The organism is Rothia sp. HMSC069C03 (genome assembly GCF_001811075.1).
Taxonomy (GTDB): domain Bacteria; phylum Actinomycetota; class Actinomycetes; order Actinomycetales; family Micrococcaceae; genus Rothia; species Rothia mucilaginosa.
In genome coordinates, this window is record NZ_KZ627135.1 from 353,965 (window position 1) to 378,436 (window position 24,472).

21 protein-coding genes are annotated in these 24,472 nt (G+C 60.6%); 8 read left to right on the top strand and 13 right to left on the bottom strand.

From position 1 onward, the window contains the following. Nucleotides 1-391 precede the first annotated feature (391 nt). Nucleotides 392-3,013 (top strand): hypothetical protein, encoded by a 2,622-nt coding sequence (locus tag HMPREF2779_RS03500; RefSeq protein WP_105360841.1) that lies wholly within the window; start codon nt 392-394, stop codon nt 3,011-3,013. Between the two features lie 140 nt (nt 3,014-3,153). Here the strand turns inward: HMPREF2779_RS03500 and HMPREF2779_RS03505 are convergent, their stop codons facing one another. The 9 genes from HMPREF2779_RS03505 to HMPREF2779_RS03545 form a co-directional block, all read right to left on the bottom strand. After that, nucleotides 3,154-3,498, bottom strand: coding sequence for a type II toxin-antitoxin system HicB family antitoxin (locus tag HMPREF2779_RS03505; protein ID WP_070604265.1), 345 nt, complete (start codon nt 3,496-3,498; stop codon nt 3,154-3,156). Continuing rightward, a complete protein-coding gene (locus HMPREF2779_RS03510) occupies nt 3,491-3,742 on the bottom strand; it encodes a toxin HicA (RefSeq protein ID WP_005506120.1) in 252 nt (83 codons plus the stop codon). Before HMPREF2779_RS03510 ends, HMPREF2779_RS03505 begins: the two co-directional genes overlap by 8 nt. 117 nt (nt 3,743-3,859) lie before the next feature. After that, nucleotides 3,860-4,960 carry a 6-phosphogluconolactonase gene (locus HMPREF2779_RS03515; protein ID WP_105360842.1) on the bottom strand — a complete coding sequence of 367 codons (1,101 nt, stop codon included), beginning with the start codon at nt 4,958-4,960 and terminating at the stop codon, nt 3,860-3,862. Further along, a complete protein-coding gene (locus HMPREF2779_RS03520; RefSeq protein ID WP_070686854.1) occupies nt 4,953-5,939 on the bottom strand; it encodes a glucose-6-phosphate dehydrogenase assembly protein OpcA in 987 nt (328 codons plus the stop codon). Before HMPREF2779_RS03520 ends, HMPREF2779_RS03515 begins: the two co-directional genes overlap by 8 nt. Beyond that, entirely contained in the window at nt 5,936-7,483 is a 1,548-nt protein-coding gene (zwf, locus tag HMPREF2779_RS03525) for a glucose-6-phosphate dehydrogenase (protein ID WP_070686853.1), read from the bottom strand. Before zwf ends, HMPREF2779_RS03520 begins: the two co-directional genes overlap by 4 nt. 277 nt (nt 7,484-7,760) lie before the next feature. Then, nucleotides 7,761-8,861, bottom strand: a complete 1,101-nt coding sequence (tal, locus tag HMPREF2779_RS03530) for a transaldolase (protein ID WP_105360843.1) — start codon at nt 8,859-8,861, stop codon at nt 7,761-7,763. Nucleotides 8,862-9,032: 171 nt separating this feature from the next. Continuing rightward, nucleotides 9,033-11,135, bottom strand: a complete 2,103-nt coding sequence (gene tkt, locus HMPREF2779_RS03535; protein ID WP_105360844.1) for a transketolase — start codon at nt 11,133-11,135, stop codon at nt 9,033-9,035. Nucleotides 11,136-11,865: 730 nt separating this feature from the next. Next, entirely contained in the window at nt 11,866-12,816 is a 951-nt protein-coding gene (locus HMPREF2779_RS03540) for an ABC transporter permease (protein ID WP_070686847.1), read from the bottom strand. Then, on the bottom strand, nt 12,813-13,946 hold the full coding sequence (locus HMPREF2779_RS03545) for an ABC transporter ATP-binding protein (protein ID WP_105360845.1): 1,134 nt from the start codon (nt 13,944-13,946) through the stop codon (nt 12,813-12,815). Before HMPREF2779_RS03545 ends, HMPREF2779_RS03540 begins: the two co-directional genes overlap by 4 nt. A gap of 175 nt (nt 13,947-14,121) precedes the next feature. Here HMPREF2779_RS03545 and HMPREF2779_RS03550 point away from each other — a divergent pair, with 175 nt between their 5' ends. From HMPREF2779_RS03550 to HMPREF2779_RS03575, 6 genes are all read left to right on the top strand, one after another. Next, nucleotides 14,122-14,970, top strand: a complete 849-nt coding sequence (locus HMPREF2779_RS03550; protein WP_049327159.1) for a helix-turn-helix transcriptional regulator — start codon at nt 14,122-14,124, stop codon at nt 14,968-14,970. Nucleotides 14,971-15,190: 220 nt separating this feature from the next. After that, the gene (gene sufB, locus HMPREF2779_RS03555; protein ID WP_070643258.1) at nt 15,191-16,648 is read left to right on the top strand and encodes a Fe-S cluster assembly protein SufB; all 1,458 of its coding nucleotides are present in this window, start codon (nt 15,191-15,193) and stop codon (nt 16,646-16,648) included. Next, on the top strand, nt 16,648-17,922 hold the full coding sequence (sufD, locus tag HMPREF2779_RS03560) for a Fe-S cluster assembly protein SufD (RefSeq protein ID WP_105360846.1): 1,275 nt from the start codon (nt 16,648-16,650) through the stop codon (nt 17,920-17,922). The genes sufB and sufD overlap by 1 nt, the downstream gene beginning before the upstream one ends. Nucleotides 17,923-17,941: 19 nt before the next feature. Continuing rightward, nucleotides 17,942-18,700, top strand: coding sequence for a Fe-S cluster assembly ATPase SufC (sufC, locus tag HMPREF2779_RS03565; protein WP_070686839.1), 759 nt, complete (start codon nt 17,942-17,944; stop codon nt 18,698-18,700). A gap of 39 nt (nt 18,701-18,739) precedes the next feature. Next, complete coding sequence (locus HMPREF2779_RS03570; RefSeq protein ID WP_105360847.1) at nt 18,740-19,069, top strand: metal-sulfur cluster assembly factor; 330 nt, start codon at nt 18,740-18,742, stop codon at nt 19,067-19,069. 271 nt (nt 19,070-19,340) lie between these two features. Next, nucleotides 19,341-19,913, top strand: a complete 573-nt coding sequence (locus HMPREF2779_RS03575) for an Ltp family lipoprotein (protein ID WP_070686835.1) — start codon at nt 19,341-19,343, stop codon at nt 19,911-19,913. A gap of 79 nt (nt 19,914-19,992) precedes the next feature. Here HMPREF2779_RS03575 and HMPREF2779_RS03580 read toward each other — a convergent pair whose 3' ends face one another. Then, entirely contained in the window at nt 19,993-20,493 is a 501-nt protein-coding gene (locus HMPREF2779_RS03580) for an HD domain-containing protein (RefSeq protein WP_070686834.1), read from the bottom strand. A gap of 541 nt (nt 20,494-21,034) precedes the next feature. On the opposite strand from HMPREF2779_RS03580, the gene HMPREF2779_RS03585 reads away from it, so the two are divergent. After that, nucleotides 21,035-21,889 carry a DUF4253 domain-containing protein gene (locus HMPREF2779_RS03585; RefSeq protein ID WP_070686833.1) on the top strand — a complete coding sequence of 285 codons (855 nt, stop codon included), beginning with the start codon at nt 21,035-21,037 and terminating at the stop codon, nt 21,887-21,889. A gap of 79 nt (nt 21,890-21,968) precedes the next feature. On the opposite strand, the gene HMPREF2779_RS03590 is transcribed toward HMPREF2779_RS03585, so the two are convergent. Genes HMPREF2779_RS03590 through HMPREF2779_RS03600 form a run of 3 tightly spaced genes read right to left on the bottom strand, consistent with a single transcriptional unit; the run spans nt 21,969 to nt 24,215 of the window. After that, nucleotides 21,969-22,643, bottom strand: coding sequence for an energy-coupling factor transporter transmembrane component T family protein (locus tag HMPREF2779_RS03590; RefSeq protein WP_105360848.1), 675 nt, complete (start codon nt 22,641-22,643; stop codon nt 21,969-21,971). Next, complete coding sequence (locus HMPREF2779_RS03595) at nt 22,633-23,541, bottom strand: energy-coupling factor ABC transporter ATP-binding protein (RefSeq protein ID WP_070686830.1); 909 nt, start codon at nt 23,539-23,541, stop codon at nt 22,633-22,635. The genes HMPREF2779_RS03590 and HMPREF2779_RS03595 overlap by 11 nt, the downstream gene beginning before the upstream one ends. 32 nt (nt 23,542-23,573) lie before the next feature. Continuing rightward, nucleotides 23,574-24,215 (bottom strand): biotin transporter BioY, encoded by a 642-nt coding sequence (locus tag HMPREF2779_RS03600; protein WP_105360849.1) that lies wholly within the window; start codon nt 24,213-24,215, stop codon nt 23,574-23,576. Nucleotides 24,216-24,472: the final 257 nt, after the last annotated feature.

Sequence of the window (24,472 nt, forward strand, 5' to 3'; positions counted from 1 at the left end):
CCCGAGCATGCTTCGGTGACGAAACGGCTTGACCACCGTCGCGGGGCGGGAGTACTCTATAAGTAATGGCGGATTATGAAGAGTCCTACTTTCTGAAATATCTTTTCCTATATTTATCGGATTCTTCGCTTCCCGCCATTTTTCTTTTAACCCCGTTCCCACGCGGCTAACAGATGGGCGGCTAGCAGATAAACAATCGACCAATCAACAAGCAACGGATAAGCGCCGCCCAGGCTCCGTGACATGTAACGGTCGGTTACCCCGCGAATACGTGCCCCGCAGGTCACCGATGACCAAACCCCACGACAACCCGCGCCCACGCCGCTACGATAAGAACATAGACACACCACCGACGGTGACAGCCGGGTGAGACCAACGGAAAGGACGACCCGTGACCACTCCCTACGATGCATCCCCCTACCTGCAGGAATCACCCTACTTCAACGAATCCGCCTACCTTCACGGCGAAGCGCCCGAGGGCCTCAGCCCCCTCGTGCGCCTCATCCTGATGCGCCGCTACGGCGTGTACGTCTTCACCGACCTGTACGGCCCCTACTACCGCTCGAACTACTCGAGCATTAACGACCTGCACCACTCCGGCGCATTCGACACCGACCTGGGGCGAGTATCCGTCCTGAGCAATTGCGGTCTGACCCTCAGCCCTGAGTCCCTCGCCCAGGCGCTGAACGCCAGCGCCAACGAATTTGCCTTGTTCGCAACCATCTGGTCCTACGAATACGGGTACCGTCCCGGCCGCGTGTTCCGCCGCGACTTTGATCTGCGCGCCCTGACGCTCACCGACGAGCAACGCTACACCGAGCAGATCATGCACTACCTCTCCAACCCGTACTACAACCCGGACGGCACCGAGCGAATCCTTGGCGGCCTGCCCGAGAACTACGTGCCCTACGAGTGGCAGCAGCCGATGAGCCGCTCCAACTTCACCAGCATGGAACGCAACCGCCGACCCCTGCAGATGGTCAGCGGCGTGCAGAACGCCCTGATCATGGCGGGTGCCCTCTACCAGCAGCTACTCGGTCAGCAGCAGGCGTACAACCAGACCGACCAGCGCGACCTTGTGGCGTTGCGCCGTTTCCTCGCCCAGCATGACGCGCTGCCGGCTGCCCGACCGGAGAACACCAGCCGCGAAAACCGCGTGTTCATCGCCGCCTGCCTGCACCCCGAAGACGCTGAGCACCTACGCACCATGAAGGAGGCGCTCGCCCTCGCCGCAGCCTACTCGCGTCTGCGTTCCAACGGCACGGTGGGGGACCTGAGCCTGAGCATCGCGCCGCGCCTGAAGCTGCGCCGTAACGAACGCACCCGCATCGCGCACCTGCTCAACCGGGTACTGGAAGCTGACCCGGTTGGTGCCCGCTACGACAGCGCACTCGCCGCCGAAATGTACAAGCGCCTCGTCAAGGCGGTTCACCCCGGCGACTACCCGTCGCTGATCGCGCTGAGCCGCTGGGCTGACGACCTGTACCGCGGCGAGGTGTACAGCTTCGAGTCGCTGGTAGACCGCGCCTACGCAACCCGGGATGCGCAGAACGTGGCGCGTCTGCTCTCGACCCGCCCCGGCGTGTTTGCGCGCCAGCTGGTGCGCGCCCTGGATGCTTTCGAAGCGCCCCGCTACGGCATTGATACCGCGCCGAGCCCCGGCCAGCAGATCATCTTTGAAGCGTTTGCCGCCGTGGCGCCGCGCGTTTCCGCGCCCATCCTGGTGCAGATCCGCAACCTGGTGGCCATGCAGCGTAATGCGCTCGCGAACCCGCCGAAGGAGCGCCCCGCCAACCCGGTGGCGGTGCAGGAGGACCGTGAGCTCGCCGACTATGCGCGCCGTAACCCGGAGGGCGTTGCGAGGGTTCAGAACATCATGCAGAACGCGGGCATCCCGAACCCGCTAGGCTCGTTCTTTGACCGTAACGCCGGCCTGTCTAACCCGCACACCTCTGTTCCCGAGAGCCCGCGAAGCACTCAGCGTGCCGCGGCCTCCGCTCAGAAGGCTCAGCCTGCCGCCCCGCAGCGCATGAACCTGTCCAAGACCGGTATCGCCACCATGATTCCGGCGCGCGAGTACAGCCCGGCGGTGCTGGACCTGCTGGAGCGCCTGGTCGAGATTGGCCTGTCCGGCCGTCTTGCCGAGACCAGTATCTACCTGTCCGAGCAGGTGGGCGATACGATCATGCCGCTGAACACCCGCAGCGCCCGCCCCTCCCTGGACGGTATGGGCCGCTACAACACCTCAACGGTGCACCTGCCGCCCACCGGCGTGATCCGCCTCTTCTGTTTCTGGGACGAGGGCGTGGACATTGACCTGTCGCTGATGATGTTCGATGCCGAAGGCAACTACATGGACAAGATTAGCTACTGGTCGCAGACCGTGAAGAACAGCCAAGGCGCCATTTACGCGCACCACTCGGGCGACATTACGGACGGTACCGGCGGCGCCTGGGAGTACATCGACATTGAGGCTCGCAAGGCGCTCAAGGCGGAGGTGTGCTACCTCGTGCCGGTGGTGCAGCTGTACTCCGGTTTCGGGGAGGCACACACCCTGGCCGCGGTGAACGACCTGCAGGCGGGCTTCATGGTGGTTCCTGCCGTGGGTGTGGGTGAGGTGCACGAGGTGAGCCAGGTGCACACCAAGTTCACCCTGCGTGCTGAGAGCCGCGGCGTGCTGCCGTTCATCGTGGACCTGCAGAACCGCGACCCGTACGACATCCCCGATGAGACCGACGCCATCGTGAAGGTGACGGATATTGGTCTTGCCCACGGCATTAACGTGTTGCAGTCCGGCGCGAATATCACCGCCGTGCGTGAGCACTTCGACTGGGCACAGCCCATGACGGTGCGCGAGTACCTGCAGTTGACCGGCGCGAAGCTCACCCCGACCGCTGAGGAGGCGCAGCAGGTGCTGGAGGCGACGGTTCCGTCGCTGGCGGCACTGTACGTGGGCTTTGAGAGCGAAGCGGAGGAGGCCCAGGAACAGGAGCCGCAGGAACAGGATGGGTAGAATCCTGCCGCTGCTGAAAAGTAAGCGGGCGTAGCAAAAGAGTGGAGCCCCGGATAGTCGAAACTATCCGGGGCTCCACTCTTTTGTTATGTCATAACATTTTGGAATCTTCGTTGGATGATGAAGATGTACTGGCTTACTTAGGCGACTGCTTCGAGTTGTTGGCTCACGTACTGGTTCAGGCTCTGGTGAGAAAGCGCTGCCTGCTGAACCAGACGACGATGCAATTGCGGTGAAACACGCAAGTTGAATCGTCCTGAGAAGGAACGCAGAGAGAACGGTTCGGGTGCCTCGCGGCCGTCTTCTTCAAGAATTTCGAGGGTATCGGCGACGACTTCTCGGATACCTGCGAATGCCTCGGTAGAGGTTGGGGCCAGGTATGAGAGGCTGGGGAATTCGGCTACGGTTCCGACGAATTCCTGGTCGTCTTCAGACCACTCGACGCGGTAGGTGTAGAGCTCTTGGCGGGGGAGAGTACTAGTCATCGTTATTCTCCAGTTTTCGAATGGCAGTTAGAACCTGCTTGACTTGGTATTTCTTTGCTTTACCGGAGTTTCCCTGTTGAATGTTGACAATAGGGTCACCATGCCAGGGGGTGCTGTAGTAGTGGTGAGATCCGCGGATACGCGGCGCTCCAAAGAAATGGGTGCATACCTTTTGAAGTTGAGTGAAAGTAACGTTTTGAGGGCTGGAGGCCATCTTCGCAACTAAATCTTCAATACTCGGCATACTTCATAGTACCACTTTTGGTACCATATCGGGGTGGTTTAAAACCATAGAGAAAGCCCCGGATAGATGTCTATCCGGGGCTCCACTCTTTTGTTGATGCAGTTCAGAACCAGAACCTTACGGGCGGTTCTCAGGAGCCAGCGACTCCTCGGTTGCAAAAATCAGGGTCTGCTTCTTACCGCGCGCACCCACCGCCGGGGTTTCCAGCAGCAACTCCGCGTTCAGGTCCTCAGCGTCCAGCTTCGCGCCAGCCAAAAGACGGCTGGTCGCATCCTGCTTATCCTCACCGGTGATGAGGAAGAACACGTGACGCGAATTATTGATAATCGGCAGGGTCACCGACACGCGCTCAGCCGGCGGCTTCGGCGAATCAGAAACCATCACGGTCACAGCCTTACCGCCCTCAACCGGATCCTCCGGCAGACCGGTACCCAGCAGAACCTGCTTACGGCCCGGGAACAGGGAAGCAATATGACCGTCCGGGCCCATGCCCAGCAGGGTGATGTCAAAGACCGGTGCGGGCCACTGGCCGCCACCACCACCGCAGCCTCCGCCGCCGCATCCGCAACCACCGGCGGATTCCGAAGCCTCAGCAGCCTCAGCATCAAATTCGTCCAAGGTGGTCTCTTCGATGGACTGCTCGGGTGCGGAAGAACCGCAACCGCCGCCACCACAACCACAACCGCCGGAGCCGCTGTGCTCGTGACCTGCGCCGCCACCGTGACCACCAGCCAGCGGCAGTTCGGTTGCGCCCTCGGGCATCTGCACGCTCACAGCCGGTGCGGAACCGGCGTAGTCGCGCATCTCAAAGGCGTAGTGCTCAGCTGCAGCTTCTAGGCCGGTGAAAATATCGGACGGACCCATACGGTGCACATTGCCCACGACCAGGCCGTGCGACAGCAGGGGAGCGAGCAGCACCTCAATAGCCTGACCGTCATTACGTTCGGGGCTACGCTCGGGCACGTAACGCTCATCAGAGAACCAGAAGTGCACGCGGGACCAGTCGATATCCTTTACGCGCTCGTTCTCAGCCCACGCCTTCAAAGTGGCGATACCCATCGTGCCGCCGGTCAGCGAAATGTGGGCGATTGTGCGCTCAGAGAGCACGTGCTCAATGATGTCGAGGATGCGGGTCACCGCGTCCGCTGCGAGAGCCTCGCGGGTCGGGTGCGCCACCAGGGTGGGGGTGGATGCGCCCATGTTCTGAATCTTAGGCATCGAAAACCTCCGGGTATTCTTCGAGGTCCAGCATGTCTTCAGGCTGGCAGGTGTCATCGACGAGGGTGACGGTGCGCAGCGCCTGCTTCAGCACGTCACCGTAGGTGTCGTCCGGGTCGAGGCGGCGCAGCTCCTCAGAGATGCACTCGGCGAGGGTACGCACCGGCAGCGCAATCTGCTGATTGGGTGCGTACGGGGTGGAGATGGTTGCCACGGAAATGCCGGGGCGGAACATCGTCACGGAACCGTCTTCACGCTCAATGCTGACGCGGTACAGGCCGCGGTTTGCCGCACCGATGGTGGCGAGGTGCACGGGTGCTTCAAGCTTCCAGCCGAGCCACGTACCGAGCAGCACCACGGACGGGGACTTGCTCGAACCCCACACAACCACGCGGCGCACAGGGGAGGAAGGCATCTGCTCCATGAGCGCTGCCAGCTGGGTGCGCCACAGGGTGAGGCGGGTCCACGCCAGGTCGGTGTCGCCTGCACGGAATACGTCGGTGAGCTTGTGCAGCGCTTCCTTCGGGTCGTCGGCGCGTGCAGAGTCGGTAATGCGACGCTGCGCGATACGACCGATGGAGTGCTGTGCCGGGTTCTCGGGCACCGAGTGCGGCCACCAGACCACAATCGGGGAGTCCGGCAGCAGCAGACCGGAGATCAGTGCTTCGGTCGGGCGGGATGCGCTACCCCAGCCGCGCAGAACAATCATCTCGGACGCGCCGGTGTCGCCGCCGAGGTGGATTTCTGCGTCCAGCTGGTCGGGGTCGAGCGGGTCGTGGGAGATGTGCACGATAATGCGGCTCGGGTGTTCGTGGGAGGCACGAATTGCGGCGCGCATTGCTTCACGGGAGTGGCCCTTTTCCGCGAGAACAACGAGGGTGAGTACTCGTCCGCTGCTGAGGCTACCGTTGGCGGCAGTCAGGTGACTCAGTTCCTTGTTGATTGCGGAAACGGTGGTGTTATGCAGGTGCGAGATCACGGGCGCCTCCAAGCGCGGTTGTCACGCTCAAGCATCTCGTGTGCTGAACGCGGACCCCACGAACCAGACTCGTAGGGTTCAGGCTTAATGCGGTTTTCTTCCCAGTACTCTTCGAAGGGGTCGAGGATCTTCCATGAGAGCTCAACTTCTTCGTGGCGGGGGAACAGCGGCGGCTCGCCGAGCAGAACGTCCAGGATGAGGCGTTCGTAGGCTTCGGGGGACTCTTCGGTGAAGGAGTGGCCGTAGCCGAAGTCCATGTTGACGTCGCGGATTTCCATCTGGGTGCCGGGCACCTTCGCGGAGAATCGGATGGTCATGCCTTCGTCGGGCTGCACGCGGATGACGATGGCGTTCTGGCCGACCTGCGGGTTTTCACGTTCGCCGAAGAGACGGTCGGAGGACTTCTTGAAGACCACGGCGATTTCGGTGACTCGGCGGCCCAGGCGCTTGCCGGCGCGCAGGTAGAAGGGGGTGCCTTCCCAGCGGCGGTTTGCGATGGACACCTTCAGCGCTGCGAAGGTTTCGGTGCGGGAGTCTGCGGGGATGTCGTTCTCGTCGAAGAAGCCGTTGACGTGCTCGCCGCCCTGGTAGCCTGCGGCGTACTGGCCGAGCGCGAAGGAGTTCGGCAGGTCGTCGATGCGGACTGCTTCGAGGACCTTCGCCTTCTCGGCGCGCAGGTGCTTAGCGTCGAGGCTGAGGGGCTCTTCCATGGCGGTGAGGGCGAGCAGCTGCAGCAGGTGGTTCTGGATGACGTCGCGGGCCGCACCCACGCCGTCATAGTAGCCTGCGCGGGAGCCGATGCCGATGTCTTCAGCCATAGTGATCTGGACGTGATCCACGTAGTGGGAGTTCCAGAGGGGCTCGAACATCTGGTTGGAGAAACGCATCGCCAGGATGTTCTGAACGGTTTCCTTGCCCAGGTAGTGGTCGATGCGGAATACTGCGTCGGGCGGGAAGACTGCCTCCACGATGGAGTTCAGTTCGCGTGCGCTCTCAAGGTTGTGGCCGAAGGGCTTCTCAATGACCACGCGGCGCCAACCGTCGACGGGGTTGATGGTGTCGTTATCGCGGGATGCGAGGTCGTGTTCGGCGAGCTTGGTGAGGACCTGCTCGAATGCCTTCGGGGGGATGGAGAGGTAGAAGGCGTGGTTGCCGTGAGCGCCACGCTCGTCGAGTTCGGCAAGGGTGCTCTTGAGCTGTTCATAGGCTGCGTCGTCGTCAAAGGCACCTACGACGAATCGCATGCCCTGCTGGAACTGGTTCCATACGTCTTCGCGGAAGGGGGTACGGGCGTGTGCTTCAACGGATTCGCGTACGTAGGAGCGGAAATCGTCATCGCTCCAGGGGCGGCGGCCGAAGCCGACAAGGCCGAAGCTCGGGGGGAGCAAACCGCGGTTCATGAGGTCATACACTGCCGGAAGCAGCTTCTTGCGGGCCAGGTCACCGGTTACGCCAAAGAAGACGAGCGCGGACGGCCCCGCAATGCGGGTAATGCGGCGGTCGCGAGTGTCCCTGAGGGGGTTCGCTTCATGACCGATAGTCACAATATATTCCTTTGATTGCCTTGGTTGGTTCGTGCGGCGCGCGGTTCGTACCTTGTCGCGCGGAGGCGATGCCGCATTCTGGAAGGTGTGTACCCTGTATTGTACCGGTTTTGACGGGATTGTTTCAGTGGCACCCTAATTCGCCGAGATTCCCCGAGCAGTGAAGCTCTGACGGGAACCCCGGCGGATTGGGTCACGGTGCTGCGGTGCGCATCGGGCGGTGCACACCGACAGTGTTTAGTGCCGCGCTATATTTTCGGCGGCTACTGGGGTGCGGCTACTTAGCCTGCTCGAGTGCCTCGCGGACGGTCTGCAGCAGCTCTTCCCAAGAGACGTCGAACTTGGACAGGCCCTCAACCTCGAGCTTCTCCACGACCTCCGGGTAGGAGACGTGAACGGAGATAGCGTCCAGAACGTTGTTGGACTCGGAGTAGTTCGGCACGATGGTGTTGCCGGTGATTTCGCCGTGGTCGGCAACAGCGTTCAGGGTTGCCTCGGGCATGGTGTTCACGGTGTTGGGTGCAACCAGGCCGGTGACGTACAGGGTGTCCGGCAGGGACGGGTCCTTCACACCGGTGGATGCCCACAGCGGGCGCTGTACGTTCGCGCCGTGTGCCTGCAGACGTGCCCAACGCTCGGAGGAGAACATTTCCTCGAACACCTCGTAGGCGAGGCGTGCGTTTGCCAGGCCTGCCTTGCCCTTGAGCTGCACAGCGTCGCCGCCGGCAGCTTCGAGGCGCGCATCGATTTCGGTGTCTACGCGGGAGACGAAGAAGGATGCGACCGAGTGGATGGTGGACAGGTCCTTACCGTTCTCCAGCGCCTGCTCCAGGCCGAGCATGTAGGCGTTGATGACCTCGCGGTAGCGGGTCAGGGAGAAGATCAGGGTCACGTTCACGCTGATGCCAGCAGCCAGGGTTTCCGCGATGGGGCGCAGGCCTTCCTGGGTTGCGGGGATCTTAATCATGACGTTTTCGCGGCCCACGCGCTCGTAGAGTTCACGTGCCATCTTGGCGGTGCCTTCGGAGTCGCGTGCCAGGCGGGGGTCAACCTCGATGGAGACGCGGCCGTCAAAACCGTTGGATGCCTTGTAGACGGGTGCGAACACGTCGCAGGCTGCGCGCACGTCGTCGCAGGTTGCGGCGAAGACTGCCTCTTCAACGCTCGCACCGGCGGCGGCAAGCTCACGCATCTGCTCGGCGTATGCGGCGCCCTTGGAGAGCGCGCCAGCGAAGATGGTGGGGTTGGTGGTCACACCGACGACGTTGTGGGTCTTGATGAGTTCGGCGAGGTTGCCGCTGGTCAGACGCTCACGGGAGAGGTCGTCAAGCCAGATGGAGACGCCGGCGTCGGAAAGCTTCTGAGTGGACTCAGACATGTGAAAACCTTCGATTCTTTGTCGAAATTGAAATTTGAGATATCAGTGAAATCTTCTGGGCGGCGGGAGGCTCCGGCTGAGCGGTCAGCCGGAGCCTACCCGTTGCGTCCGCACCCCACCCGTACAGGGGGGGCGCAGTGTGCGCGGCAGTTACCGCGGCGTTGTTACTGCCTACTTAGCGGCGTCGATGGAATCCTTAGCGGCAGCCACGACAGCCTCCGTGGTGATACCGAATTCGCGGTACAGGGTCTTCGCATCGGCGGATGCACCGAAGTGCTCGATGGATACGGCGCGGCCGGCGGTGCCGAGCAGGTCGTACCAGCTCATTGCCAGGCCAGCCTCGACGGAGACGCGGGCTGCAACCGAGGAGGGCAGAACCGACTCGCGGTACTCTGCGTCCTGCTCAGCGAACCACTCACGCGAAGGCATGGAAACCACGCGGGCGGCGATGCCCTGCTCTGCGAGGGTTGCGCGAGCCTGAACAGCGAGCTCAACCTCGGAGCCGGTAGCGATCAGGATGACGTCCGGGGTGCCCTCGGTGTCAGCCATGATGTAGCCGCCGCGTGCGGTGCCCTCGGCAGAAGCGAACTTCTCACCCTCAGCGTCTGCGTGCACGTCTTCACGAGCCCAGACGGGCAGGTTCTGGCGGGAGAGCACGAGGCCTGCGGGGCGGTCGGACTTCTCCAGGATGGTGCGCCATGCGACGGCGGTTTCGTTAGCGTCCGCGGGGCGAACCACGTCGAAGCCGGGGATAGCGCGCAGGGAGGAGAGGTGCTCGATCGGCTGGTGGGTGGGGCCGTCCTCGCCCACACCGATGGAGTCGTGGGTCCACACGTACAGTGCGGGAACGCCCATCAGCGCGGAGAGGCGAACAGCCGGGCGCTGGTAGTCGGAGAACACGAAGAAGGTGCCCGAGAACGCGCGGGTGGGTGAGGAGAGCACGATGCCGTTAACGATTGCTGCGGCAGCCTGCTCGCGAATACCGAAGTGCAGCACGCGACCGTAGGGGTTCGCGGTCCAGTCTTCGGTGCTGCGCGATGCCGGGTTGAAGGAATCCGCACCCTTGATGGTGGTCAGGTTCGAGCCGGCGAGGTCAGCGGAGCCGCCCCACAGTTCGGGGAAGGTGTCAGCAATAGCGTTGATGACGGTGCCGGATGCCGCGCGGGTTGCTACGGAGGTGCCAGCCTCGAACACGGGGAAGGCAGCCTTGTAGTCTGCGGGCAGTTCGCCTGCGACGAGGCGCTTGTACAGTTCGGCGCGCTCGGGGTTAGCCTTGGCCCATGCCTCGAACTTCTCGTCCCATGCCTTGTGTGCTGCGGCGCCGCGCTCAATGAGCTGGCGGGTGTGTGCCAGGACGTTCTCCTCGATGAAGAAGCTCTTGGCGGGGTCGAAGCCGAGCAGTTCCTTGGTTGTGGCGACCTCTTCAGCACCGAGCTTGGAGCCGTGCACTGCGCCGGTGTTCTGCTTGGTGGGTGCAGGGTAGCCGATGATGGTGCGCAGCTCAATGAAGGAGGGCTTGTCGGTGACAGCCTGCGCACGCTCAATAGCGGCGTACAGTTCTGCGACGTCCTCAACGTAGTCACCGGTGCGGGTCCAGTCCACGCGCTGAACATCCCAGCCGTAGGACTCGTAGCGCTTTGCTACGTCCTCGGTGAAGGCAACGTCGGTGTCTTCCTCAATGGAGATGTGGTTGCGGTCCCAGACGACGATCAGGTTGCCGAGCTCCTGGTGACCTGCGAGCGCGCACGCCTCGGCGGTGACGCCTTCCTGCACGTCACCTTCGGAGGCGATGACGTAGACGTGGTGGTCGAAGGGGGAGGTGCCCGGTGCTGCTTCGGGGTCGAACATGCCGCGCATACGGCGCTGTGCGTAGGCGAAACCAACGGCGGATGCCAGGCCCTGGCCGAGCGGGCCGGTGGTGATTTCTACGCCCTTGGTGTGCTTGTATTCGGGGTGGCCGGGGGTGAGGGCACCCCAGGTGCGCAGGGCTTTCAGGTCGCTCATTTCGAGGCCGTAGCCGCCGAGGAACAGCTGAGTGTACAGGGTGAGGGAGGTGTGGCCGGGGGAGAGGATGAAGCGGTCACGGCCTTCCCAGCGGTCGTCGGAGGGATCCTGGTTCATGACCTTCTGGAAGAGCAGGTAGGCGACCGGCGCCAGGCTCATTGCGGTGCCGGGGTGGCCGGATCCGACCTTTTCTACGGCGTCTGCGGCGAGGATACGTGCGGTATCTACGGCGCGCTGGTCGGTTTCTGTCCACTGGAAGTTCTCTGCCACGTGGGTGTCCTTTCACAACGTGAGTGGATGCGCCAGCAGGCTTGTGCTAGCGCGCTGTCCGTCGGGTGTAACGTGCCTTCGGGGGTGTTTATTCCCGCGCCGGGTAGGTGCCCGGGTAGGTGCGGGGCGCCGGGAGGTTTGTTTCGACCCTTTCGTTTTAACAGGATAGTTCACGAGGCGGCAGGATCCGGTGTGTGAATGCAGACATTCACAGGGTGATACGTGCACGGCGCAGGGATGATGCGGGGCGATTCGGGGGCGAATGTGCCGCCGGAGCGCGGACTTGGTGAGTTTCAGTCGGGTTTTAGCTGGGTTTCAGTCGGGTTTCGTGGCGTGTGGCTGGTGCGTGGTTAGGGTGTGTTGGTGAGCTATGCGCTGAATATTGTTCAGTAACGTAACAATTTTTGTGTAAGTGGTGAAGCTCATGTTAAGGTTGAGCAGGAAGGTTGTAGACCGAAACAGTGGTTGGGTCGGTCTACATCTCGGTGATTGAAGCCCCTCCTCCGCGCAAGAACCGTTGATTATCTTACTGTGGTGGTGAGATAAAAGGTTCTGGAGGAGGTGCTTTCTTTTAGTCTCTGACCGTGCACTTTGTGCGGGGTTGAGGCTAAAGGTTTGTGTTATATGAATGGGCGCCGGATATGATCGGAACATATCCGGCGCCCGCCTTTTAATTAACCTGTGGTTGCTTTATCTGTATGCGCGAAAAGCGCTGCCTGCCAGGTTGCTGCTAGTCGGACCACTTGAACTTACGCGAGGCAACAAACCCAATGACCCCAGTCCACACAATCAACACCCAGTGCGGGTCGGCGAGCCACTGATGCTGAATGAAGTTGCCGCGCAACGCGTCACCCAGAGCCGCCGAGGGCGACCACGCCACGATTCCGGCGTACCAGTCGGGGAAGGACTTCAACGGGAACACCACGCCGCCGGCACCGGCAAGAATCACCCAGGCAATATTCACGATGGCGAGGGTCGCCTCCGCACGCACCGTGCCGGCAATGAGCAGACCCAGCGCCGTAAACGCGCCGGCACCCATGAGCATCGTGATGATGGAGCGGGAGACGGCGATAGCGTCCGGGCGCCAGCCTAGACCGTACCCGAGCGCCGCCACCAGTGTGAACTGAATCGCCACGACCACCAGCACTGCAATGCACTTGCCCATGATCAGGCCGTTACGGCCCAGGGGGGTGGTCGCAAGGAACCGCAGCACGCCGTAGCGGCGATCAAAACCGGTCGCAATGCCCTGACCGGACAGCGCCGTAGAAATCACGCAGAGCGCCAGAACGCCGGGGACCGCCGCATCCATGCGGGATACCCCCACCGAGTTCGCGTATTCATCGATCAGACCGGTGAACCGCAGGGCGATAAGCGCCATGACGGGAAAAATAATGTTGAGCATCAGCTGCTCGCCGTTGCGTAGCATCGCCATGGTTTCGTAGCGGCCCTGCTCAATCACGCGCACGAGCGGGTAGTTCGCGCGCGGGGGAATGTACTCCTCGTCTTCGTCAATAGAAGAGACCTTAGGGCGAGTGTCTACGGCGGAGCGGGTGTTCGCGGTGCGTTCTTCCATTCGGTTCCCTTCCGCTCGGCTCTCTTCTGCAGGCTTTTCTTTTACTTGGTTTTCTGCCGCCCGGTTGTTGGTCGCCCGGTTATTGTTAGTGCGTGCGGTGTTGCTCATCGGATATCACGTCCTGAAATGTCGAGGAAGACATCCTCAAGAGTCTTCGGTTCCATGGTGAGAGAAATCGGCATGAGGTAACGTTCGGCGAGCGCCGCGGTGAACGCCGCCAGATGCTCGGGGCGTAGCGCGCCGACCAGCTCATACGCGCCGGGCACGGAGGGTGCGCCGTCACGAGCCGGGGTGTAGGGCACCTTCTCGATGAGCTCCACACCGGCACGCAGATGCGCGGGCAGCAGCTGCTCACGGGTGGGGGTGGGTGCATCCAGTGTGTACTGCAGGCGGTTCGTGCCGTCGCTGGCGATGAGCTCGGAGACGGTACCTTCCTGAACTGTGGCGCCGTTTTCAATAATGTAGACGTAATCGGCGAGCTTCTGCGCGTCGTCAATCAGGTGCGTGGTGAGCACGATTGCGGTGCCGAGTTCACGCTGTTCACGAATGATGTCGAAGACGACGTTGCGGGATTGCGGATCCAGGCCCGCGGAGGGCTCGTCGAGGAAGAGCACGTCCGGGCGACCGATGAGGGCGGCGGCAAGGGAGACGCGCTGCTTCTGACCGCCCGAGAGGCGGCGAATCGTGGTGCCGTTGAAGGCATCAATGCCGAGGCGTTCTGCAAGCTCTTCGACCGGGTACGGGTCGGTGTACATGGTCGAGATGTGCTCGAGTAGCGGAATGGGGTGCATGGCGTTGGGTAGGCCGCCGTCCTGGAGCATAATGCCGACCTTGGCGCGTAGCTCCGGATCCGCCTGCAGCGGGTTTTCACCGAGCAGGCGCACGGTACCGCGGGTGGGTTTGAGTAGGCCCTGGGCGCAGGCGAGGGTCGTGGTTTTGCCGGCACCATTGGCTCCGAGGAGGACGACCACCTCACCGGGGAAGACGCGCAGGTTGACGTTGTTGACGGCGCGGTAGAGCCCGCTGGCGGTGAGCCGTTCGGGGTATTTGGCGCGGAAGGCGCGTGAGGGTTTGAACTCTTTGATGAGGTCTTTAATGGTGAGCGCCGGTTCTTCGGTGACGATGCGTCGTCGTGCGGTGGGGGAGGCGCTGGGCTCTGTGTGGTGCTCAGCGTGTGCCGTTGGCGCGGCGGATGCACGCCCTGGGTGGTCCTGCTGGCCCGCGGTGGTGGTCTCCATAGACAGTCACTTTCGATTTTTGCGATGAAGGAGCGTGTGTGCCCCTTCATCTTATGCCCTAACTCACGTTCAAAGCACGCCCGCTACGACTCAAAAGTTCACTTTAAGGTAGAAAAGTTAGCAAGTAGGGGTACCTAACTAGCCAAAGAAAAACTAATTAGGACATACTTTATTTGTGTATTCCGTGAATAAGACCCCTCAGCGCGCCTCAACGAACGAGGCGCAGACCCGAAACGGTACCCGAACCGCCGCCTCGGGCTCTACTGGTGCTTCCAGTACAAAGTCCTCCGCGGCACGCACATCCAAGCGCAAGGCCGAGGCAGAAGAACGTACCAGGGACCGCGTCCTGCGCGAAGTCCTCAACAACGGACCCGTATCCGCAGCAACCCTCGGTGAGCTCCTCAGCCTCACTCCCGCAGCGGTACGCCGCCACCTCGACGCCCTCGAATCCAACAACATGATCGAGGTCGCGCCCATCAAAAAGCACGGCGCCGGAGCTGGACGACCCGCCCGCCGCTACGTGATTGCCCCCCAGGGCCACGAACGCCTCGGCAACGATTACCTCATCATCGCCCGCGACGCCCTGCAAATGCTCCGCGACACGGTCGGTCAGGAAGCCCTCGAAGCTTTCGCCTCCGCCCGCGCCGCAGAAATGGAAGCCCGCTACCGACCCGTCGTAGAAGCCGCCGGTGACGATGTGGCAGCCAGAGCGCAGGCGCTCGCAGAGGCAATGAGCAAGGACGGTTTCGTAGCGACCGCTCAGGTTACCGCGCCTCCTGCAGGACGGACCGTTCCCGAGCATTTTCTGGCAAGTATTCAGCTTTGTCAGGGTCACTGCCCGGTACGCGACCTCGCTGGAGACTTCCAAGTGTTCTGCGAGCAGGAAACCGGGATTATTTCTGACCTGCTCGGCGTTGATGTCCGTAGGCTTTCAACCATGGCTTCGGGCGCTCACGTGTGTACCACTCACGTGCCCCTGAACCGCGTCACCGCCGAGGGTGAGAAGAACGCAGAAGAATCCTAGAGAAACTTATTCCTAGAGAAACCTTCCGCGTAACGCTTACCGCAGTACCCCGCGGCGTACCCCGATGAACCCCTCAACGGTGCGACCCGCACGCTGGAACCCGCCCGCCCCACGCTGCGTTAAACGCCGTGGTCGAGCGCGGCAACAGCCCCTAAAACTACCGCGCCTGCATCCGGCAGGTGGCGGCGAGAAATGTAATAACCATCGAAGAAAGGCCGTAATGACTGAGAAAGTTGGGCAGAACGCCAACGACACCGTCATTTCAGAGATCCTGGAGATGAACCCCGAACTCGAGGGCATTGGCAACTACGAGTACGGTTGGGCAGACTCCGACGAAGCAGGCCAGGTAGCAAAGCGCGGCCTGGACGAGGACGTCGTGCGCGACATCTCTGCGAAGAAGAACGAACCCCAGTGGATGCTGGATATGCGTCTGAAGGCGCTGAAGTTCTTCGAGCGTAAGCCCATGCCCACCTGGGGTGCGGATCTTTCCGAAATCGACTTCGACAACATCAAGTACTTCGTGCGTTCGACCGAGGGTCAGGCGGCTTCTTGGGAGGAACTGCCCGAGGACATCCGCACCACCTACGAGCGTCTGGGCATTCCCGAGGCGGAGCGTAACTCCCTCGTCGCGGGTGTGGCTGCACAGTACGAGTCTGAGGTCGTGTACCACCAGATCCGTGAGGATCTGGAGAAGCAGGGCGTGATCTTCGTCGATACCGATACCGGTCTGCGCGAATACCCCGAACTGTTCAAGGAATACTTCGGCTCCATCATCCCGATTGGTGACAACAAGTTCTCCGCGCTGAACACCGCCGTATGGTCCGGTGGCTCCTTCGTGTACGTTCCCCCGGGAGTTCACGTGGAGATTCCGCTGCAGGCGTACTTCCGCATTAACACCGAGAATATGGGTCAGTTCGAACGTACCCTGATCATTGCGGACGAAGACTCCTACGTTCACTACATTGAGGGCTGCACCGCCCCCATCTACAAGTCCGACTCCCTGCACTCCGCAGTGGTTGAGATTGTGCTGAAGAAGAACGCACGCGTTCGCTACACCACTATCCAGAACTGGTCGAACAACGTCTACAACCTGGTGACCAAGCGCGCTGTTGCGCACGAGGGCGCCACCATGGAATGGGTGGACGGCAACATCGGTTCGAAGGTCACCCAGAAGTACCCGGCTGTTTATATGGTCGGTGAGCACGCTAAGGGTGAGACCCTGTCCATCGCATTCGCGGGTGAGGGCCAGCACCAGGACACCGGTTCGAAGATGGTTCACATTGCACCGAACACCTCCTCGACCATTGTGTCCAAGTCCGTGGCACGTAACGGCGGCCGCAGCGCATACCGTGGCCTGGTTCAGGTTCGTGAGGGCGCTAAGCACTCCAAGTCCTCCGTGGTCTGTGACGCACTGCTGGTGGACACCATTTCCCGCTCCGACACCTACCCCTACGTGGATGTCCGCGAGGACGATGTGACCATGGGTCACGAGGCGACCGTTTCCCGCGTCTCCGAGGACCAGCTGTTCTACCTGATGCAGCGCGGCCTGAGCGAAGAAGAAGCAATGGCGATGATCGTCCGCGGCTTCGTTGAGCCTATCGCCCGCGAGCTGCCGATGGAGTACGCACTCGAACTGAACCGCCTGATCGAACTTCAGATGGAAGGATCTGTGGGCTAATGCCGACCAACGAAGAAACCCTGGGTTACCACTCCCCGATCATCCCCGGCATGGACCAGGAGGGCGAGAAGCTCGCCACCGAGTTCGCCCACGATGACACCCTGCTGCGCGCCACCGAGGCACACCACCAGGGCTCCAACCCGAACAACATCCAGAAGGTACTCGAAGCATCCCGTGCAGAGCGTAAGACCTCCTACAACGTGGAGGACTTCGCACCCCTGACCGGTCGTGAAGAGGACTGGCGCTTCACCCCGCTGAAGCGTCTGGGCGGCCTGCACCTGGAGAAGCCGACCGGCACCGCACCGGCACCGCAGATCACTGCACCCGAGCAGGTTCAGGTTGAGGCTGTCTCCCGCGAGGATGCACGCATCGGCTCCGCAGGTATCCCCGAGGACCGCGTGGCAGCAAACGCGTGGTCCAGCTTCACCGAAGCAACCGTGGTGACCATCCCCGCCGAAGCTGAACTGACTGAGCACGTGGAAATCGACATCACCGGCACCGGCAACGAGGCTGCCGCGCAGCACATCGTGATTGATGCTAAGCCCTTCTCGAAGGCTGTCGTGGTTCTGCGCCACACCGGCTCCACCGTCCTGGCACAGAACGTTGAGTTCGTGGTGAACGACGAGGCTGAGCTGAACGTTGTTTCCGTGCAGCAGTGGGCTGACGACGCGATTCACACCTCCGCACACTACGCTAAGCTGGGCCGCAACGCACGCTTCAAGCACGTTGTGGTGTCCCTCGGCGGCGACCTGGTGCGCGTGACCCCCTCCACCAAGTTCACCGCTCCCGGCGCTGAGACTGAAATGTACGGCCTGTACTTCGTAGACGCCGGTCAGCACATTGAGTCCCGCCTGTTCGTGGACCACTCCGTACCCAACTGCAAGTCCCGCGTGACCTACAAGGGCGCGCTGCAGGGTAAGGGTGCGCACTCCGTATGGGTTGGTGACGTTCTGATTGGTAAGGATGCAGAAGGCACCGACACCTACGAGCTGAACCGTAACTTGCTGCTGGAAGTTGGCCCCCGCGCTGACTCCGTGCCGAACCTGGAGATTGAGACCGGCCTGATTGAGGGCGCCGGCCACGCATCCACCACCGGCCAGCTCGATGAGCAGCACCTGTGGTACCTGCAGGCTCGCGGTATTCCGGAGGCTGAGGCGCGCCGTCTGGTCGTGCGCGGCTTCCTGAACGAGATTATTCAGCAGATTCGTGTTCCCGAACTTGAAGAGCAGCTCACCGAGGCCCTTGAGGCAGAGCTCGCCCTCAGCAACAACTAAGCTTTACCAGGAGAAATCAATGTCTACTCTTGAAATTAAGGACCTTCACGTCTCGGTTATCCTCGACGATGAAACCACCAAGCCCATCCTGAAGGGCGTTAACCTGACCATCAACTCTGGCGAGATTCACGCAATCATGGGCCCGAACGGTTCCGGTAAGTCCACTCTGGCTTCCACCATTGCTGGGCACCCCAAGTACCAGGTTGATTCCGGTCAGATCCTGCTCGACGGTGAGGACATCACCGAGATGAGCGTGGACGAGCGTGCACGCGCAGGCCTGTTCCTGGCGATGCAGTACCCGGTTGAGATCCCCGGCGTGACCATGTCCAACTTCCTGCGTTCCGCTAAGACCGCTGTGGACGGTCAGGCTCCCTCCCTGCGTACCTGGACCAAGGACGTTAAGGAAGCCATGAAGAACCTGGAGATTGACCCCGCGTTCATCGCACGTAACGTGAACGAGGGCTTCTCCGGCGGTGAGAAGAAGCGCCACGAGATCCTTCAGCTGGAGCTGCTCAAGCCCAAGTTCGGCATCCTGGACGAGACCGACTCCGGTCTGGACGTTGACGCACTGAAGATCGTGTCTGAGGGCGTTAACCGTGCGCACGACGAGAACGACATGGGAGTCATGCTGATTACCCACTACACCCGCATCCTGCGCTACATCAAGCCGCAGTTCGTGCACGTGTTCGTGGACGGCAAGATGGTTGATCAGGGCGGCCCCGAGCTGGCTGACCGCCTGGAAGAAGAGGGCTACGTAGCTTACGTGGGTAAGAAGTAAGCTTCTTCCCTGACCGGATTCTGACAGAAAGATAGAACTATGACTGAGACTGTGCAGGGTCGTATTCATCAGGAAGAAATTGAGGAAGCCCTCAAAGAGGTCATTGACCCGGAGCTTGGCGTCAATATTGTTGACCTCGGTCTGCTCTACGGTCTGCGCTGGGATGAGGATGGAACCCTCATTCTGGACCTGACTCTGACCACTGCGGCGTGCCCGCTGCAGGAGGTTATTGAGGAACAGGTTCAGAGCAATCTGGATAACCTGGTTGATTCTTGGCGTGTGAACTGGGTTTGGATGCCGCCGTGGGGCCCGGAGCGTATTACTGAGGACGGCCGCGATATGATGCGCGCGCTGGGCTTCAACATCTAAGCTCCTGACTCGCAGATAAAGTACCCGCCCGGTGCGGAAGGTGTATGCCTTCGGCACCGGGCGGGTATTTTTGTGCGTTTTTACATGAAGTGAATGTGTGGTCTTAATCCCAGATTTAAAAGTAATTTAATAATGGTAGTCATGTATTTTGCTGAAACAATTAGGACGCTTTGACTTTGGGGGGGGTCGAGTATATTTCCTTGTGAATCATACACTCACATCATACTAGGCTCTCATGCAACGGTTGCTTGAGGAAAGCTGAAAGGAAATCATGGCACAAAAGATTATTGCCGCTGACGGTGCTGTCTACGTTAAGAAGAAGCCCTTCTACCTCCGTTGGTGGTTTATCACTCTCGTTATTCTTGTTCTTCTTGGTGGTTGCGCTTCAATGATGGGCGGTGGCTCCAGCAAGTCTACGAGTGCTTCTTCGTCTTCGGCAGCTGCTGATTCTTCTTCTGTTACTAATGAGAATTCTCAGGGAACTGGTACTGAGTCTTCTACCGTAGCTGGGGCGGAATCTAACGCAAAGCAGAACGATAACAGCGTTCCTAGCGAATATAAGTCTGCTTTGAAGAAGGCAGAGTCTTATTCTCGCACCATGCACATGTCTAAGCAGCGTATCTACGACCAGCTCACTAGTGAATTTGAAAAGTTTACTCCTGAAGCTGCTCAGTATGCAGTGGACAATATGAAGGCTGACTGGAACGCGAATGCCCTGGAGAGTGCAAAGAGCTACCAGAAGACTATGAACATGTCTCCTGAAGCAATCCGTTCTCAGCTGACTTCTTCCATTGAAGGATTCACCGAGGAAGAAGCTGATTACGCAGTCTCTCACCTGAGCTAAGTCAATAGATGATTCATAGAAGCCGCCCGGCATGGAACGTAATCCATACCGGGCGGCTTCTATATGGTCAGCCTTGAACCTAGTCGTCCAGGTGCAGCAGCTTCAGCGAGTATTCGTACTTGATTATCAAGGTCGAGCGGGTCGGCTCCGGCAACAGAGCCAGACGGTGCGGGTCAGTATTATCCGCAACATCGGCAAGCTTCACCAGGCGAGCCAAATCATTCACACGCACCCGGCTCAGATACGACTCACGCGACTCACCCGGGCGGCGGGTCAAGGCATCAATCGCATCCACAATACGCGCCGAGAAGTGACGCGCCAAGAAAGCGAGAGAAACGCCGGTATCCTCCACCGTGTCATGCAGCAGCGCCACGATCTGTGCTTCAGCCTTCAGCTCCTCCAAAGAGATATCAGGGTGAGTTGCGGCAGCCAACTCACACACAAGCTTACGCGCCCCAAGAGCCACACGGCGAGGGTGGGAGATATAGGGCCAGCCGTTACGGTCAGTCTGCCCCTCATGCGCCTTATCAGCGATGCTGTCTGCCAGGCGAACCATCTCTTTGTAGTAGTTGTTCGACATGAGAACCTCCGTTGGTTTGAACTCCTGCGAGTTGATGGTCCCAGCGACGTTTTCCGCACCAACGCGGCACGGGTGGTAGCTGGTACCAAACACTTTACTCCAACAGCTACGCGGCGGCGGCAGAACTCGCCCGATACGCCCCTAATACGTCAAATATGACGCGCAGAAGAAGAAAATAGGGTGCTTTATGTCTGCAAATCATTAACTTGGTACCTGTTCTACCCGAGTTCTGCAGCGGATACCGACCTGCAGGAGGCGCCCCGCACCTCCACGAAAGTGTCCTCCGAACCCTTTTGCACCGCCCGGTGTAACTCGCCCAAAATCTCATATGGTGGCAAAAAATTTCTAACTTTTTCTGGCGAAAACGGGTGCGCAAACCGCCCAACACAAAGGCAGTTTAAGCGGGTTTAGCACACACCGATACACACTCATCAAACGAAAAAAATGCTTGCCCTCCGCGCCCTGATAAAACATCCAAAAACCCGTATTTTTGTGCGAAAATACGCGATAAACTGGGGGCAACCAAACATCGGAGAACACCATGGCAGAGCTCTACGAGCGCTTCGTCGCCTTGTATCCCTACCCACACGAGCGAATCCGCCACGGCGCCCCACGAGCCGAACTTAACCGGCGATACCTCGAACACTTCCACGAAGGCAAGAACCGGGGAACAACCCCCATCGTGGTTGCCCTCGACCCGACCCTGCTCGGAACCATCGAGAATAACGTCTCCCTGCGTACCTCAACCCCCGTGCAGGACATCACCGCCGACACCATCAAGCGGTACGCACACGACCTCATCACCGACCACCACAATTACCTGGATCAAGTCGGTGTAGAAATCGCCGCGCACGAGGCGTTCCGGCACCTGAACGAGAGCACCTACCTGCAGACCTACCGCCGCCTCATGGAAAACGGCGAACTCGGCGAAGACGATATTGGTATGCCCCTGAAAGCGGAGTACCCCTTCGAGCTGACCGCCGGCATCATCAATGAGAAGGTCAAAACGACCGACATTGACAGCGCCGCGGAACTGCTCATCATGGACCTGCCGTTGTGGGACGCCTCCGGGGTGTTTGCCTACCTGCCCTTCGGTGGGTGGGACTCCAGCCCCAGCCCCGAAACGTTGCTGTCCATTGCCCGCTACTGGCTTGAACGCGATGACGCCTACCCGGCTGTTATCGCCTCGGACTTTATCGAGTTCTACACGCCGGTACCGGTCACAACTCGCCGCGATGCAGAGATTCTGGCGGTCGAGCACACGATGGTTTCCTCGGCGATGCCGGTGCGCGTCTACCGTGGCTTCGACAAGCTCGTGGAGGCGCTCTACGGCCAGCACGACTGGTACCTGTGGTGGGAGCAGCTCCCGGCGGCGCTCCTCATTGAAACGCCCTAAACCAGCCTAGCTAGGCGAGTTAAAGCGAAGGGGCGGGATGAACCTGTACGGTTCATCCCGCCCCTCTCGCGTATCTGCGTTATTTCAGTTCGTCCACGTGTCGTGCCCGCAAAGCACGAGCGGTCGCCGTTGCGTAATCAACCGCCTGCACCACCCACGGAATCAGCAACCGCCAATACATGCGCTTGGGCAGGTTACGCGCCACCGCCGCCCTGCGCAACGCACCCCAACGGTCCATGAGCGCCGGAATCGACCGGACCATCAACGCAATCAGCAGGCCCAGACGCTCGGGAGAAAGACCCACGAAACGCAGCGGCGAACACAGCCTCACAAAGCCATCAATCAGAACCGGCAGGGGAGTGCTCACCAGCAGAGCGCGGGACGCATAAAAAGCCGTCAGCATGGTCGCGATAGCATCCGCGCCGGAGGCGTACTGCCCCGTAAACACGTAATAGGCGACCATAATCAGTAGCAGCAGAGACAGCGTGCGAACCACCAGCCACAGCTGGGAGGCAGGCACACCAGCCCACAACGCGCACAGCGTGGAGACAACCAAAGCCACCAGCGCCACCTGCCAGCCGGTCACCGCCAACAGCAGAAACAGCCCAAAGAAGAGCGTGCCCTTGAGCCACAGCGGCGCCCGATGCACCGGCGTGTTCAACGGCTGGTAGAAACCCACCAGCAGACTACCGGGGTTGAAATCTGAGCCCTGGGAGGCGGGGCGAGGATTCACGCGCGGCGTGTTAGCGCCCATGCGTGCCTCCTGCCGAATCCAGACCTTCGGTTGCACCCTCGTTGGGGAACCCCTCGGCACACCACGTGCGGTACTGTTGCACCAGCTGTGCCGCATCCCCCTGGGCGAGCAAACGGCCGTCATGAATAATCACGGCTTCATCGCATGACGCCGCCAAATCCAGGTCGTGCGTGCTGAGCACCAGCATCTGATCCAGCGACTCCAAATGCTTGAGTAGCCGCGCGCGATTACGCAAATCCAGCAGGGTGGTCGGCTCATCGAGCAGAAGAATTTGCGGGCGCGCCGCCAGCACACTGGTGAGAGCGACCAGCTGCTTTTCGCCTCCTGAAAGGGTGAAAACGCTCTGGTTCTCCAGGTGCTCGAGGCCGCGCTCACGGAGCAGTTCACGAATCCGTTTGAGGCGCTGCTCACCGCTGAGGGCACTACCTTCAACGGCGGCGGCACGGCGCAGACTCAGGTCAATATCTTCGGCAACGGTGGGCATAATTAGCTGCGCCTCCGGCTGGGCGAAGAGCATACCCACACCCTCAAAAGCACCCTGCGAATGACCGCGAGCACCCTGGGAATTACTGCGAGTGCCCGTCGAGCCGCGGCTCAGTGCCTCCATGGTGTCGACACCGTTTACGCGCACAATACCTTCATCCGGGTGGGTGAGCCCATTGAAAAGCCCCAGTAGGGTGGACTTGCCGCTACCGTTCAGACCCAGCACCGCAGTGCGCTTCGCCGTGAACCGCAGGCTCACATCCTTGAGGATACGGCGATGCCCGCCTTCGGGCAGCTCAGTGAAAACACTCACCGATTCAAGCTCAAGGGCGGGCATGCTGGTAGAGGCGCTCACCACCTGCTCGCCTTGCACCTGCTGCGGTGCAGGCTGGCGCGTGGAGCGGCGAAAAAACATAGCTATCCTCTCGTGCGGCACATTGTGTGCCTTTAACGCTGGACAGAAGTCAGGGACGGGAAGGCGCGGCGTACCGACAAACCAACCAGAACCGCGATCGTGGACTTCACCAGATCCCAGGGAACGAATACCATTGCCGCGCTGAATGCGGCGTCAAAAGTCATGTGGGCGTTCACCATCATACCGGCGATACCGCAGGCGGTCAGAACCACAAAACCGCAGAAGTTCGCGACCAGAGCCATAAGGAAGGTCGCACCAATCGAGCGGGTGTTGCGGGTGAACAGGTAGGCGAGGGTACCGGCAATAGCGGCGAAGGGCAGGAAGCCGAGCAGGTAGCCAGCACTCGGGGAGGCGAGCGTACCCAAACCGGCGCCGCCCTTAGCGAAGATGGGCAGGCCAGCGAAACCAACCAGCAGGTACAGCGCCACGGAGGCGGTGGCACGCTTGCCGCCGAGCACCTGTGCGGTGATGTAAATGCCGAGGGTCTGGAAGGTGAAGGGAACCGCAACGCCGCCCAAGCTGACGGCGGGCATGATGGCGAGCGCGGCGATGAAGCCCGCGAACACTGCGATGAGGGAGAGGTCGGTGGCGAGGGAGGTCTTTGCCGCTACGTTACGGCGCGGTGCCTGAGGTGCCTGGGGTTCCTGGGCTGATTCGCGCACGGAATCGGTCATTGGGGTGGTACTCCTTTGATGCGTATTGCTCTGCAGATTTTTCTACAGAGTTGAGGGTGGCGGTGGTTGACTGCTTGTCACAACCCAGTTTTGAACAATGTTCTATGAGTGGTGTCCGGTATGTATAGTACACCGCACACCGCAAAAACAAAAGGTGCCCCACATGCGCACTCGGCACACCTGCACTAAAATTGATGAGGTGCTCTGCGCGCTCGCCGCTTCTAACCCGGCGAATCCCGCCTACCGAGCACTATCAA

Coding starts and splice junctions, on each gene's coding strand:
- HMPREF2779_RS03505 (WP_070604265.1), bottom strand. CDS start 3,498: ATGACTAGTACTCTCCCCCGCCAAGAGCTCTACACCTACCGCGTCGAG.
- HMPREF2779_RS03510 (WP_005506120.1), bottom strand. CDS start 3,742: ATGCCGAGTATTGAAGATTTAGTTGCGAAGATGGCCTCCAGCCCTCAA.
- HMPREF2779_RS03515 (WP_105360842.1), bottom strand. CDS start 4,960: ATGCCTAAGATTCAGAACATGGGCGCATCCACCCCCACCCTGGTGGCG.
- tal (WP_105360843.1), bottom strand. CDS start 8,861: ATGTCTGAGTCCACTCAGAAGCTTTCCGACGCCGGCGTCTCCATCTGG.
- HMPREF2779_RS03540 (WP_070686847.1), bottom strand. CDS start 12,816: ATGAGCAACACCGCACGCACTAACAATAACCGGGCGACCAACAACCGG.
- HMPREF2779_RS03545 (WP_105360845.1), bottom strand. CDS start 13,946: ATGGAGACCACCACCGCGGGCCAGCAGGACCACCCAGGGCGTGCATCC.
- sufB (WP_070643258.1), top strand. CDS start 15,191: ATGACTGAGAAAGTTGGGCAGAACGCCAACGACACCGTCATTTCAGAG.
- sufD (WP_105360846.1), top strand. CDS start 16,648: ATGCCGACCAACGAAGAAACCCTGGGTTACCACTCCCCGATCATCCCC.
- sufC (WP_070686839.1), top strand. CDS start 17,942: ATGTCTACTCTTGAAATTAAGGACCTTCACGTCTCGGTTATCCTCGAC.
- HMPREF2779_RS03570 (WP_105360847.1), top strand. CDS start 18,740: ATGACTGAGACTGTGCAGGGTCGTATTCATCAGGAAGAAATTGAGGAA.
- HMPREF2779_RS03575 (WP_070686835.1), top strand. CDS start 19,341: ATGGCACAAAAGATTATTGCCGCTGACGGTGCTGTCTACGTTAAGAAG.
- HMPREF2779_RS03580 (WP_070686834.1), bottom strand. CDS start 20,493: ATGTCGAACAACTACTACAAAGAGATGGTTCGCCTGGCAGACAGCATC.
- HMPREF2779_RS03585 (WP_070686833.1), top strand. CDS start 21,035: ATGGCAGAGCTCTACGAGCGCTTCGTCGCCTTGTATCCCTACCCACAC.
- HMPREF2779_RS03590 (WP_105360848.1), bottom strand. CDS start 22,643: ATGGGCGCTAACACGCCGCGCGTGAATCCTCGCCCCGCCTCCCAGGGC.
- HMPREF2779_RS03595 (WP_070686830.1), bottom strand. CDS start 23,541: ATGTTTTTTCGCCGCTCCACGCGCCAGCCTGCACCGCAGCAGGTGCAA.
- HMPREF2779_RS03600 (WP_105360849.1), bottom strand. CDS start 24,215: ATGACCGATTCCGTGCGCGAATCAGCCCAGGAACCCCAGGCACCTCAG.